The organism is Mycobacterium sp. NGS56 (assembly GCF_059812425.1).
Genome location: NZ_JCALCQ010000022.1, coordinates 16,097 through 28,224, shown reverse-complemented (window position 1 = coordinate 28,224; position 12,128 = coordinate 16,097). Strand labels below are relative to the sequence as shown.

12 protein-coding genes and 1 pseudogene are annotated in these 12,128 nt (G+C 66.2%); 6 read left to right on the top strand and 7 right to left on the bottom strand.

Going from position 1 to position 12,128, the window contains the following annotated elements; translation table 11 throughout:
* The 3 genes and pseudogenes from AC5Y4F_RS26525 to AC5Y4F_RS26515 form a co-directional block, all read right to left on the bottom strand.
* A partial coding sequence (locus AC5Y4F_RS26525) for a cation transporter (RefSeq protein WP_499999621.1) occupies positions 1-224 on the bottom strand: 224 nt, incomplete at its 3' end.
* Positions 221-433 (bottom strand): heavy-metal-associated domain-containing protein, encoded by a 213-nt coding sequence (locus AC5Y4F_RS26520; protein ID WP_067930873.1) that lies wholly within the window; start codon positions 431-433, stop codon positions 221-223. The genes AC5Y4F_RS26520 and AC5Y4F_RS26525, both read right to left, overlap by 4 nt.
* A gap of 120 nt (positions 434-553) precedes the next feature.
* Positions 554-709, bottom strand: a pseudogene (locus tag AC5Y4F_RS26515) (SDR family mycofactocin-dependent oxidoreductase); the annotation flags it as partial.
* Positions 710-862: 153 nt separating this feature from the next.
* On the opposite strand from AC5Y4F_RS26515, the gene AC5Y4F_RS26510 reads away from it, so the two are divergent.
* Entirely contained in the window at positions 863-1,333 is a 471-nt protein-coding gene (locus tag AC5Y4F_RS26510) for an SRPBCC family protein (RefSeq protein ID WP_067930876.1), read from the top strand.
* Here AC5Y4F_RS26510 and AC5Y4F_RS26505 read toward each other — a convergent pair whose 3' ends face one another.
* On the bottom strand, positions 1,334-1,891 hold the full coding sequence (locus tag AC5Y4F_RS26505; RefSeq protein WP_499999618.1) for a pyridoxamine 5'-phosphate oxidase family protein: 558 nt from the start codon (positions 1,889-1,891) through the stop codon (positions 1,334-1,336).
* Between the two features lie 105 nt (positions 1,892-1,996).
* Here AC5Y4F_RS26505 and AC5Y4F_RS26500 point away from each other — a divergent pair, with 105 nt between their 5' ends.
* Both AC5Y4F_RS26500 and AC5Y4F_RS26495 read left to right on the top strand, forming a co-directional pair.
* Entirely contained in the window at positions 1,997-2,662 is a 666-nt protein-coding gene (locus AC5Y4F_RS26500) for a TetR/AcrR family transcriptional regulator (protein WP_499999625.1), read from the top strand.
* Positions 2,663-2,731: 69 nt separating this feature from the next.
* On the top strand, positions 2,732-3,217 hold the full coding sequence (locus AC5Y4F_RS26495) for a YkgB family protein (RefSeq protein ID WP_067930881.1): 486 nt from the start codon (positions 2,732-2,734) through the stop codon (positions 3,215-3,217).
* Here the strand turns inward: AC5Y4F_RS26495 and AC5Y4F_RS26490 are convergent.
* A complete protein-coding gene (locus tag AC5Y4F_RS26490; protein WP_499999615.1) occupies positions 3,179-3,811 on the bottom strand; it encodes a TetR/AcrR family transcriptional regulator in 633 nt (210 codons plus the stop codon). The genes AC5Y4F_RS26495 and AC5Y4F_RS26490 overlap by 39 nt on opposite strands.
* A 129-nt stretch (positions 3,812-3,940) precedes the next feature.
* Between AC5Y4F_RS26490 and AC5Y4F_RS26485 the strand changes: the two genes are divergently transcribed.
* The 3 genes from AC5Y4F_RS26485 (at position 3,941) to AC5Y4F_RS26475 (ending at position 8,017) form a co-directional block, all read left to right on the top strand.
* Positions 3,941-4,564, top strand: coding sequence for a TetR/AcrR family transcriptional regulator (locus AC5Y4F_RS26485; RefSeq protein WP_499999613.1), 624 nt, complete (start codon positions 3,941-3,943; stop codon positions 4,562-4,564).
* 91 nt (positions 4,565-4,655) lie between these two features.
* Positions 4,656-6,455, top strand: coding sequence for a flavin-containing monooxygenase (locus AC5Y4F_RS26480; protein WP_067933012.1), 1,800 nt, complete (start codon positions 4,656-4,658; stop codon positions 6,453-6,455).
* Positions 6,456-6,493: 38 nt separating this feature from the next.
* Positions 6,494-8,017 carry a flavin-containing monooxygenase gene (locus AC5Y4F_RS26475; RefSeq protein ID WP_197520518.1) on the top strand — a complete coding sequence of 508 codons (1,524 nt, stop codon included), beginning with the start codon at positions 6,494-6,496 and terminating at the stop codon, positions 8,015-8,017.
* Positions 8,018-8,062: 45 nt separating this feature from the next.
* Here AC5Y4F_RS26475 and AC5Y4F_RS26470 read toward each other — a convergent pair whose 3' ends face one another.
* A complete protein-coding gene (locus AC5Y4F_RS26470) occupies positions 8,063-8,899 on the bottom strand; it encodes an SDR family oxidoreductase (protein ID WP_499999609.1) in 837 nt (278 codons plus the stop codon).
* Positions 8,900-8,941: 42 nt separating this feature from the next.
* On the bottom strand, positions 8,942-12,103 hold the full coding sequence (locus AC5Y4F_RS26465; RefSeq protein ID WP_499999604.1) for an ATP-binding protein: 3,162 nt from the start codon (positions 12,101-12,103) through the stop codon (positions 8,942-8,944).
* Positions 12,104-12,128: the final 25 nt, after the last annotated feature.

Below are 12,128 nucleotides of genomic sequence, written 5' to 3'. Positions count from 1 at the left end.
ATCTCGCCGATGAGAATCCCCACGTCGTAGCCCGCCGGAGCCGTCACGGCCGCCTTCTCGGTGGCGTAATTGACGGTCGCGGCGACGCCGTCGAGCTTGTTCAGCTTCTTCTCGATCCGGGCCGCACAGGAGGCGCAGGTCATTCCGGTGATTGCCAGCTCGATCCGGGTCGTCCCGGCACCGGAAAGGGCGCCCTCGTGGATTTCTCGCGGGGGCGTGCTCATGCGACCAAGACGGCCTCATAGCCGGCCTCGTCGACCGCGCCGAGCACGGCGTCGGCATCGATAGGCTGCGTACTGGTGACGACGAGCCGGCCGGTGGTGGCGCTGATCCTCACGTCGTCGACGCCGGGGATCTGGGCCACCTCGCTGCGGACTGCGGCCTCACAGTGCCCGCAGCTCATCCCGCTCACACGATATTCGCTGGTGGGCATGCCGCTCCTTCGCTATCCGCCGGCAGGTCTTGACCATTCCATTCTGCCCGCTCGGCGAAGCGGCCTGTTGCCGCAGGTGCGGTCCGCCGCGTGGGCGTAACACCTCACCTCAGACTCAGATCAGACATAGCCGACACCGATATCGACCGAAACCTGGCTTGCGGGGACCAATCTCGATTGGTCGGAGGCCAGCCAGGCGAAGGCGTCAGCGATGTCTTCGGGCTGGGCAATGCCGTCGGGCAACGGGGGCTTGTGCAGGCCCCGCAGATGCATGCCGTAGTCCCGTCGTCGTGTTGCGCGAAGAGGTCGCCGGGCCGACCACTCGGGGTTCTGGACGGCGTGCGTCGTGCTGTCTCCGGGGGGTGCCGAACACTCCCAATCAGGAGAACGAGACCGGTTACGCTGCCGGGTAGCGGAAGGAGATTCTCAATGACCGTCACGGTTGTCGATCGAGGACCCCGACAGGTGAGCCGCAGGGTCGAGGTGGCCGCACCGGCCGCGGAGTTGTATGCCATGGTCGCCGATCCGCGCCGTCACCACGAACTCGACGGGTCTGGCACGGTGCGCGACAACATCAGCGTGCCCCCGCAACTCGTTGAGGGATCAAAGTTTTCGACGCACATGAAGATGTTCGGCGTTCCCTACCGGATCACCAGCACGATCACCGCGCTGACCCCGAACGAACTGGTCGAATGGCGTCATCCGTTGGGTCACCGCTGGCGGTGGGAATTCGAGGCGCTATCTCCGACGCAGACAACCGTCACCGAGACGTTTGACTACCGCGACGCCGGTGCGCTCAAGAACAAGCTGAAGTACTACGAGCGGATGGGTTTCGCCAAGGCGAACGCCTCGGGCATCGAAGCGACGCTGGGCAAGCTGCGTGACCGCTACGCGGGTTGATCAGCCCGCCGGATCGGCTGCGTCCCAAGGTATTACGCGGGACACCCAATGGCTGAGCTCCTTAGCTTGGTCGTTGCGATGCAAATGGCGCGGCGGCGTGGCAAAAGTGGAGTAGGGCCGGCAGCGGATGACCACCCGGTTTTCACGCTCGCACATTTCCCGGATGTGTGGGCGGGCGTCGTCGCCGAGTGGTTCACCGGACATCCGGCCACCAACCGCCATCATCACGTCGACTGTCAGATTCCGGTCTTGATCGACGGTGGCGTCGGCGTAGACCTGCAGGTACGCGAACGGCCATCGCTCGTCGAGGATGCACAGGCTCACCTTCGGCTCGCGTTCGACGCTGCGAGCCTTGCCGCGACCGGCCATGGTGGAGACCAGCAATTCGCCGGAGTCGGTGGGGATGTAGTAGACGATCGACATGGCAGGGCCGTCGTTGCGGCGGCGGTACCCGAACACGCAGGTGCGATGTGTGCGCACGAACTCGCGCCGTTCGGAGGGAAGCATGTCGCGATCGGTGGGAGCGGTGAAGGGCTCTGCCGCCAAGGGGAGGAGCATGGCGAAAGTTCCTTGCTGTCAGGGTGTTCGCGCACGTGTATTTACGGATACAGTGTGTTCATAATATGTCGAGATGTCAACCGCAGGAACGCGACCTTGAATGATGTGAGCGACACCAATCCGCCGCGCCGTTCTCGCGGCCGCCCGCCCCTGCCGGTGGACCGCATCCTGGCCGCGGCGGTCGAACTCGTGGACGAACAAGGTCCCGAGGCGCTGTCCATGCGGTCGCTCGCGCAGCGCCTGGAGTCCGGTACCGCCACGCTGTACCGGCACTTCTCCAATCGGTCGCAGCTGGTCTCGCTGGTGATCGACCACATACTCGGGGAGGTCGACATCGACGCGGCAGAACTCGCAGCGTTGCCGTGGCAAGACGCTTGTACCTTGTTCGCGCAGCACATGTTTGAGGCGCTGAGCCGGCATGGCAATGCCGCGCCGCTATTGATCGAGTACACGCCAATGGGCCCGAATGCGTTGGCCAATCGTGAGCGCTGTTTGGCCGTTCTACTCGACAACGGTTTTCCGCCGGCGGTCGCGGCCCACGCATACGCGACGCTGGCGCGCTACGTCCTGGGCTTTGCGATACAGGTGTCTGCAGTGACGGCCCACGGCGATCGACGGGACGACGAACTCTCGGCGGAGTTTCGCAGGCTCGATCCGTCGCGCTTTCCCGCGACCGTCACCGTCTCCGATGACTTGCCAGTCCCGCTGGCCGACGAATTCGTGTTCGGGTTGCGGCTCATCGTCGCCGGCCTCGAGCGGTTGCGGATGTGAACGCACTCGGGGCCTGAACCGTGGGTTGGGTGGTTGCTCGCGTTTCAGTTTCCGGAAGGACTTCGCCCGATGATCGAACGAACCTTGGCGCCACCCGCGGTGCCGGCACTGACCCGGTGGGGCCACATCGTCAGCCGCTACGGCCTGGTGCTCGTCTTGGCGTGGATCGGGGTGGGCAAGTACGTGAAAATGGAAGCGCGCGTGCTCATTCAGCACAGCCCCCTGATGAGCTGGGTCTATGACGTCTTCAGCGTCACCTTCGTCGCGCGCGCACTCGCAACGATGGAAATCGTTGCCGCCCTTCTCATCGCGCTACGACCTTGGTGGCCGCGGGCCTCGGCCGCGGGCAGCGCGCTGGCGGTGGTGCTGTTTGCGGGCACGCTGAGTTTCCTGTTCACCACGCCGGGGGTGGTCATGGCGTACGCCCACGGTCTTCCGGTGCTCTCGGCGCTGCCAGGCCAATTCCTGCTCAAGGATCTGGTTTTGCTCGGGGTGGCGTTGTGGACTCTGGGCGACTCACTGAGGGCCGTCGGTGAACAGCGTTCCCCGCAGTAGCCCCTTAGCCGAATCGAGCGTGGCGGCATAAGCGTCCGGGCCCAGACTGGCCGCTCGTTCCGTCAGACCGCGAGCCAACGCATGGAGCGCATTCACCGCGGCGCCCGCATCGGTGCCGGCGGGCAGCGCGCCCTGCGCCTGCGCATCATCGACGACCTCGGTGATGATGTCGCGCAACGCCTTCAATCCGGGGCGCTTCGACCGCCTGCCACCGCGGTGCTCGTGGCCGGCCACCCGCATAGCCCGCTCGAAGGCCGCCAGGCCGGGATAGTCCCGCATCAACCGGCTGGACTCGTCGAATACCGCAGCGAGGCGATCGACGACATTGTCGGTTTGCGCGGCGGCAGCCCGCAGCCGGGGACGTGCGATGCGGTCCATCTCGCTGACGGTGGCCTCGAGCAATTCGGACTTGTTCGCAAAGTAGTGATACAGGCTGCCGCTGGTCATGTCGGCGGCCCGGGCGATCTCGCGAATCGTCGCCCGGGTATAGCCCGCCTCGGCCACACAGCGCATCGCCGCGGTGACGATTCGTGCCCGGGTCTGCTCGCCATCGGCGCCCACCGGCCGGCCCAATTGCGACGGGGTGATGGTCATGGCGCCCTGCGGGTCCGTCGGTCACGCACCGCGCACCTCCGCGCCGTCAAGAAAATTGATCGTCCGATTATATTCGATGAGTCGGCACCATCGGCCGACGGACGGGATGCGACCAATGGAGCCAGCACCGTGACGCGGGCGCACCGCGGGCGCCCGGTCGGTGCCAGCGGCGAGGAGACCCGCCGGCGGATCATCGTCGCCACTATGCGGTGTGTGGCCACGGTGGGGTACGCGCGGGCGACGATTCGTCAAATCGCCCGTACCGCGAACGTCACCAGTGCCAGCCTCTATAACTACTTTGCGAACAAGGCCGAACTGATGGAGGCCGCCGTTGCCGCGCGGACCGACGTCGCGGTCCCGCGACTGCGACAGGCGGCCGCCCGCCCGGGCAACGCGATCGCACGATTGGAAGCGGTCCTCGACGAATCGGGCCGGCTGATGCGCGAATATCCCGACCTGGCGGCGTTCGAGTGGGTGATCCGGGTGGAGAATGCGATTGCCGTCGATGCCACGAGGACGGGCGAGTTTCACGCTTTCCGCGAGATCATCGACGGCATCGTCGCGGACGCATTTCGCGAAGGTGGGCTGGCCGGCCATGCCGACCGCCGCGGCGCCGCCGAGGCGGTCTATGCACTGATCTACGGGCTGACCGAGTTGGCGGCCACGCTGCCGGCTGACGAGTATCACGCGGCGCTGGCCTCGGCCAGGCAGCTGATCAAAGGCACCCTGCTCGCAGGGGCTACGCGGGGATAGCCCCCCCGCAATCGGCCTCCTGCGTGGCCGCACCTTGATATGATCAAGCGATTGATTATAAGGTCGAGGCCACGGAGAGGAACGCGAGGCCGTGACCGAGACCGTTGGCCAGGCACTTGATGTCGATGCGCTGCGACGCAAGTACGCCGAAGAACGCGCGCGGCGTATCCGCGCGGACGGCATCGCGCAGTACGTCGAGATGGCGGGCGCGTTCGCCCGATATGCCGAAGACCCGTGGTCGGACGGGAACCTGGTCCGCGAGCCGCTCACCGACGAGGTGGACGTCGCCATCGTCGGCGCCGGATTCGGCGGGCTGTTGACCGGCGCGCGGCTTCGACAGCTGGGCGTCACAAGCGTGCGGCTGATCGACCGGGCGGCCGACGTGGGCGGCACCTGGTATTGGAACCGCTATCCCGGAATCGCTTGTGACGTCGAGTCGTACGTGTACATGCCCCTGCTCGAGGAGCTGGGCTACACCCCCACCGAAAAGTATGCGAAGGGCCCGGAGATCTTCGCGCATTGCCGGCGCATCGCCGAGCACTTCGATCTCTACCCTGACGCCTGCCTGCAGACCGATGTGCGGGAAATCCGTTGGGATTCCGACGAATCGCGCTGGATCATCCGCACCAACCGGAACGACGAAATGCGCGCCAGGTTTGTCTCCATGGCCAACGGCTATCAGGCCAAACCGAAGTTGCCGGGCATCGACGGACTCGGCGCTTTCGGTGGGCATGCGTTCCATACCAGCCGATGGGATTACGCCTACACCGGTGAGCAGCTGCAGAATCTGGCCGACAAGCGCGTCGGCATCATCGGAACCGGCGCCACGGCGATCCAGTGCGTACCGCACCTCGCCGCGGCCGCCCAGCGGCTCTACGTCTTTCAGCGCACGCCGTCCTCGGTGGACGTCCGGGCCAACCGGGCCACCGATCCGCAGTGGGCCAGTACCTTGCGGCCCGGGTGGCAGCGTGAGCGGATACAGAACTTTCAGATCCTCACCGCCGGAGGCCAAGCCGAGCAGGACCTGGTCGCCGACGCCTGGACCAGCATCACGCGCAAGTTGCCCGTCATGCGTCAGGATGCAGACGGCCTCGCCGATCCCGAACAGCGCAGTCGCGATATCGAGCTGGCCGATTTCGCCAAAATGGACGAGATCCGGGCGCGCGTCGCGGCGATCGTCTGCGATCCCGCCACCGCCGAGGCGCTCAAACCGTGGTACGGATACTTCTGCAAGCGGCCCTGCTTCCACGACGAGTACCTGCAGACGTTCAACCGGGACAATGTCACCCTGGTCGATACCCGGGGTCGCGGGGTGCAGCGCATCACCGAAACCGGCGTGGTGGTCGACGGCGTGGTCTACGAACTCGACTGTCTCATCTTCGCAACGGGTTTCGAGGTGGGCACCGACTACTGCCGCCGCACCGGATTCGAGCTGATCGGCCGTGACGGTGTGACGCTCACCGAACACTGGGACGATGGCGTGCGCACCTTTCAAGGCCTGTGTACGACCGGATTCCCGAATTGCTTCATCGAAAGCATCGCCCAGGCGGGGCTGACGGTGAACTTTCCCTACTTGCTCGATGTGCAGGCCGGCCACGTCGCCTGGATCATCGCGACCGCACTCGCGGAAGGCATCACCGAAATCGAAGCCGCACCCGCCGCCGAAGCCGCCTGGGTCGACACGGTGGTGGCCCGATCGGTCGCGAGTGCCGAGCGCGCCAAGACGTGTACGCCCGGCTACTACAACCGGGAAGGCAAGGCCGACGCCAAGACTCGGCAGGGCAGCTTCTTCTTCGGCGCGCCCACCGAATACGCCGACATTTTGCAGCAGTGGCGGGCGGACGGGAACCTGGAAGGCCTGCTGGTCCGCCGGTCCGGGGATGGACCGTGACAAGCCGAAAAGCCCGATCGCTCTACGCCATCGGGCGGATGCGGGCGGCGACCCGGCGTCGGCGCGGACCGAAGGTGGCCATTATCGGGGCCGGCTTCGGCGGGCTGGGCGCGGCCGTCGCGCTGCGTCGCGCGGGCATAGACGATCTGGTGATCATCGAGGGCAGCGACGGTGTGGGCGGCACCTGGCGACGCAACACCTACCCAGGCGCCGCCTGCGACATCCAGAGCCATCTGTACTCGTTTTCCTTCGCCCCCAACAAATCCTGGAGCCGTACCTATGCGCGGCAGGCCGAAATACTGGCCTACCTCGAATCGGTGGCCGACGATTTCGACCTGCGTCGCCATCTGCTGCTCGACACCACGGCGCGCTGTGTGCGCTGGGACCCGCATGCCGGGGTATGGCACTGCGAGCTCACGCGGAACGGGCAAGGTGCCATCCTGATCGCCGACGTCGTCGTCTGTGCGGTGGGCCTGTTCGGTTCGGCCAAGCTCCCCGATATCGACGGGCTGAGCGACTTCGGCGGCGCGGTGCTGCACACCGCGCAATGGGATCATGACCTCGATCTGGCCGGCCGAAGCGTCGCGGTCATCGGCACCGGCGCCAGCGGGGTACAGCTCGTGCCCGAGCTGGCGAAGATCGCCGGGCAGGTCACCGTCTTCCAACGCACTCCGCCATGGATGGTACCCAAGGACGACCGCCCGTATAGCGCAACCGAATTGGCCCGCTTCAAACGCAACGTCCTGGCGTTGCGCCGAACCCGCTGGCAGATCTGGAAGTTTCAGCACGACAACACCGCGACCTTCGCCGACGACCCCGTGGTGACGGCGCGCACCCAGATCGCGACGTCATTCCTGGAGCGCACGGTCGACGACGAGCCGCTGCGCCGGGCGCTGACACCGGACTATCCGTTCCGGTGTAAACGGGTGCTGCTGGGCGATGACTATTACCGGGCCTTGCAGCGCGACAACGTCGAACTGGTCACCGAACCCATCGCGCGCATCGGCCGGACTTCGGTGATCACCTCGGCGGGCACCGAAGTCGACATCGACGCGATCGTGCTGGCCACCGGTTTCGAGACGTCCCGGTACCTCTCCGGCATCGACGTCGTCGGCGCCGGCGGACTCCGGTTGCACCAGCACTGGGGCGATGACCCGTCCGCCTACCTGGGGGTCGCGGTCAGCGGATTCCCCAATTTCTTCATGCTCTACGGCCCTAACACCAACCAGGGCGGCAACTCCATCGTCTACATCCTCGAGGCCGGGGCGCGACTGGTCGCCAGCGCAGTGAGCCGCCTGGCGCGCCGCGGCGGATACCTCGACGTGCGACCGGAGGCCGAAAAGCGGTACAACGACGCACTTTCCGCGGACCTGGAGCGCACCATCTGGACGCAGTGCGACAGCTACTTCCGGTCGCCGTCCGGCCGAATCGTCACCCAATGGCCCTATACCGAACTGGAGTACGCACGCCGGACCTGGCGGCTGCGGCCACGGGAGTGGAGCCACGGCGCGATGCGTGATGGTGCCGACCTGACGAAAGTCGGCATCGGCGCCGGGGATTAGCCAAAGCGAGTCCCGCGCCCCCGCCTAGAAGCCGCGCTACCTCGTCTAGCCGCCGGCGGCCACCCTGGCCCGTTCGGTCATCGAGGCGATCACGCCACCGTCGTTGAGAATGTCGGTGCCGGTGAGGTATCCCGCCCTCTCGCTGGCGCAGAAGGCGAGCAGCTCGGCCATCTCCTCCGGCTTACCCCACCGCGGGACGGCGGCGTCGGCAACCATCGCGCCCGCGCCCGCCTGCTCCTCGAGCCTGCCCATCTCGGTGTCGGTCGACCCCGGCGACACCGAGACGATGCGCAACCCGCGGGTGGTGAATCGCTCCGCTTGCGACTGGCTGTACCACTTCACAAAGGTCTTGCTCACGGCGTAGGCGATACCCGACCGCGCTTCCTCGGGAGCAATGCTGCACGCCGCCAACATGGCGTCCATGAACGCGTCAGTGTCCTTCAGCGCCTGGGGAAATTGGTCTGCTGGAACAATTTCCGCCGGCAGCATGTGCGCCGCCATCGACGCCACGTTGACGATCGCCGCGCCTTCGCCGGCGACCGCGAAGAATTCCTCATTGACGTTGACGGTGCCGACCGCGTTGGTCCGCACGATGTAGCCGGCAGCACCCATGCTCGGGCTGACCCCCGCGGTGTGGATGACGGAGACGATGGTCCCCAGGTTGTTGGCGGTCCCGAGCAGGTCGGCGACGGCGCGCCGATCGGTCACGTCGCAGTCGACGACCGTCGGAGCGATCCCGAGGTCTTGCAGGGTTGTGGCCGCGGCGGCCAGCCGGTCCTGCCTGACGTCGCAAAGCACCACGGCGTGGTCGCGGCCCACGATTTTCGCTGTGGCCAGCCCCATGCCGCCCGCGCCGCCGGTGATCACCGACACTCGATTCATACCTGGGACCGTATACGCAGCGCAATTCCGGGCGATGGCGGGTTACTCCATGGCCTCGGCCAAGGCGATGTGCCCCTGGAAGCCAAGCGAATTCGCCATGTTCCGGTAGCGGTCGCGGTGGTCGCGATATGCGGCTTCGTCGCCCTGCGCCTGGGCCACGGCTGCCCGCATCGATAGCAGCCAGAGATCGTGCAGGACGAATCCCGGTTCGATCGGAAGAGCCGCGAGCCGGTCGATGGCAGCTTGCGCTTCCAGCAGGTCCGCCGGGCGGCCTCTGCGCACCAGCGCCTTCACCAGCGCCGCGGTGGTGGCCCCGACAATCACGTGCTCAGGCCTCGCGTATTGGTCCTCGACGCTAGGGCGCAACAGCTCGATCGCGCCGTCGGGGTCGCCGGTGCGCAACTTCTCGTTGGCGACAAAGTAGTTCACCAGCGTGGCCGCTCCCATAGTGAACCGTTCCTGCAGCGCGGCCTCGCGGGCGGCGGCGAGCAGGGCGAAAGCCTCTTCGCGGCGGGTCGGGTCGTGGACCACGAGGGCGACACCGTGGACGTACTGGGCGCAGGCCAGGGTGAGATCGTCGCCGGATCGCTGCGCGATCTCCAGCATCTCGGTCGTCTCCCGCACTGAGGCGGCATCCGGCAACCAGACCCCGAGCGGAATCAGGTTGTACTTGAACAGCAACATGATCGCGCGCAGGGAGGGTTCGAACGCGCGGACCATTTGCAGGGCTTGATCGACGTCGGTCTTCCAGTCCGGGTCGCCGAGGAGGCAACGCGTACAACCCCGAAGCATGATCGCTCCCGTGAGCGGGGAACCGATGATCAGGTTGCCCTTGGTGGCGTCACCGTCGGCCAGCTCGATCGTCCGTTGCGCGATGCGGATGGTTTCGGTCAACTCGGCGCGCTGCATCTTCGCGGGCATCGCCGCATAGAGCAGCCCGAGGATCAACGTCGGGTCGCCGATCGAGTCGAGCAGGTCCTCGAGTTCGGAAGCCAACCGCCCGGCTTCGTCGAATCGGGCGTGCACGATCAGTGCAGGCAGCCATCCGGCCATGGCCATCGCCAGCGAAACTTTGTCGCCGGCCGCGGTGGCAAGGTCGCGCAGTTCTTCGAACCCGGTGTCGGCCATGGTGCCGCCGGTCAGCCACGCGCTCGCGCACAACAGCGTCCGCGGGTTGATTCGCAATGCCTCGCGGTCGGCGTCGTTTTCGGGCAGGCGGTCCGCGACATCGCGCGCGTGCCGCCAACTTGCCCGTGCCGCGGCGAGATCACGGTGGGTCAACCAGGTTCCCGCGCGCATGTACCAGTCGAACGCTGCGCGGAGATTGCCCGCCGCTTTCAGGTGTTCGGCGATCATTGCGGCGTTTTCGTCCGACGACTCCGGATCACGCTGCTCGATCAGTGCGGCTAGCCGACGGTGCAATTCGTCTCGATCCGACTTCAGTTGCGACTCGTAGGCGACGAAGCGGATCAGGGGATGCCGAAACGCGTACTCGATCCTCGGGGTGAAGCCGACCTGATCGATCAGCTCGCCCCTGACGAGCTCATCGAGGACCGGGTCGACGCCCAGGGCGGTCACCAGGTCCGGGCTGAACCGTGACCCGATCACGGCGGCGGCGCAGAGCGTGCGTTTGGCCGCGAAGCTGAGACGGTCGATGCGGGCGGCGATGACGGCGTGCAATGTGGGTGGGGCCGTGACGTCGGCGACCTCACCGACGAGTTGGTAGCAGCCGCGCTCCCCGCGAATGGATCCGCGCTCCGCAAGGTCGCGCACGATCTCCTCGGCGAAAAACGGGTTACCGCAGGCACGTTCGGAGATCACCTCGGCGAGCCCCCGCGTTGAGGCATCGGTGCCTAGCAATTCGCTTATCAGCTCCACCGTTTGCGCGGTGTTCAACGGCCGTAGCGCGATTGTCTGAGCGCCGGGGATCGTGGCCAGCGCGCCCTGGTACTCGGGGCGGTAGGTGATCAGCATCATCGAGCGGGTCTGCCTGATCACCGTCAGGAAGTCGGCCAGCATCGACTCGCTGACCTCGTCCATCCAATGGGCGTCCTCGATGACATACAGCGCTGACCCACGGCGATTCACCCACGCGGCAGTGACCAAAGCCGTGAGCCGGCGCCGCCGGGCGTCGCCCTCGATGTTGGGCGCCGCTACCGCAAGGTCCGCGATCCCGAGCAGGTCGGCGAGGAGCCAGAGATCCTCAGCGTCGGCATCGGGAAAGCGGGATTCCAGCTGCGCCCTGGCGGTCTCGCTGCCAAGCTCCTCGAGCCCGAGCGCGGCGCGCAACAGCCCTGTCACCGCGTGGAAGGGAATATCGCTGGTATGGGATTCGCAGAACGTTGTAATGACATCCATGCCACGGCATTTCGCCAATGCCATCGATTCGCGAACTGTGCGGCTTTTGCCGATGCCGGGCGGTCCGACGACACCGATGAGGCATCCTGCCCCAGTGATTGCCTCATCGAGGATCCCGGCGATGGTGTTGAGTTCCCACGTTCGCCCGACCAACTGCGGGTCTTTCCTGTGGCGCTGTTCGCTTTTCGCGGCGATCAAACGGCGAGCCGCCACCGCATCCCGCACGCCCTTGATGTGCACCATCTCCGGCTCGGACAGGGTCGCGGCATCCTCGACCAACCGCGCCGTTGACTCGCTGAGCATCACCCCGCCCGGGGGCGAGATCGATTCCATCCGCTGCGCCATTCCGACCTGCTCGCCTATCGCGGTGTAGCCCAAAGCACCCGAACCAATTTCGCCGGCAATTACCTGGCCCGAATTCAGGCCTACCCGCAGCCGCAGCTCGACCGCGTCTTTGAGCGCGAGCTCACCCGCGATGCGCCCCGCCTGGTCCTGGATGCCCAGCGCCGCCAGGCATGCGCGAAAAGCGTGGTCTTCCAACGCAACCGGCGCTCCAAACACTGCCATGATGCCGTCGCCGGTAAACTTGTCCACCCTGCCGCCGAATCGTTGGACCACCGCCGCTGCGCGTTCGACGAGTTCGCCCATGATCTCGCGCAGCCGTTCGGCGCCCACCGCAGCGGCGATATCCATCGAGCGCACGACGTCGGCGAACAGTACCGTCACTTGCTTGTATTCGGCCGGCTTGGGCGAAATCGCCGTCGGTGCACCGCACTCATCGCAGAACTTTGCGGTGGCGCGCAGCGTTATGCCACACGCCGAACACGCTGCTTCCGCCGCCGTCATATGAGCACCACCGTTTCGGGCCGCA

Bases quoted from the DNA above. Each gene is read 5' to 3' on its own strand.
- AC5Y4F_RS26520 (WP_067930873.1), bottom strand. From the start codon at position 433: ATGCCCACCAGCGAATATCGTGTGAGCGGGATGAGCTGCGGGCACTGT.
- AC5Y4F_RS26510 (WP_067930876.1), top strand. From the start codon at position 863: ATGACCGTCACGGTTGTCGATCGAGGACCCCGACAGGTGAGCCGCAGG.
- AC5Y4F_RS26505 (WP_499999618.1), bottom strand. From the start codon at position 1,891: ATGCTCCTCCCCTTGGCGGCAGAGCCCTTCACCGCTCCCACCGATCGC.
- AC5Y4F_RS26495 (WP_067930881.1), top strand. From the start codon at position 2,732: ATGATCGAACGAACCTTGGCGCCACCCGCGGTGCCGGCACTGACCCGG.
- AC5Y4F_RS26490 (WP_499999615.1), bottom strand. From the start codon at position 3,811: ATGACCATCACCCCGTCGCAATTGGGCCGGCCGGTGGGCGCCGATGGC.
- AC5Y4F_RS26475 (WP_197520518.1), top strand. From the start codon at position 6,494: ATGCGGGCGGCGACCCGGCGTCGGCGCGGACCGAAGGTGGCCATTATC.
- AC5Y4F_RS26470 (WP_499999609.1), bottom strand. From the start codon at position 8,899: ATGAATCGAGTGTCGGTGATCACCGGCGGCGCGGGCGGCATGGGGCTG.
- AC5Y4F_RS26465 (WP_499999604.1), bottom strand. From the start codon at position 12,103: ATGACGGCGGCGGAAGCAGCGTGTTCGGCGTGTGGCATAACGCTGCGC.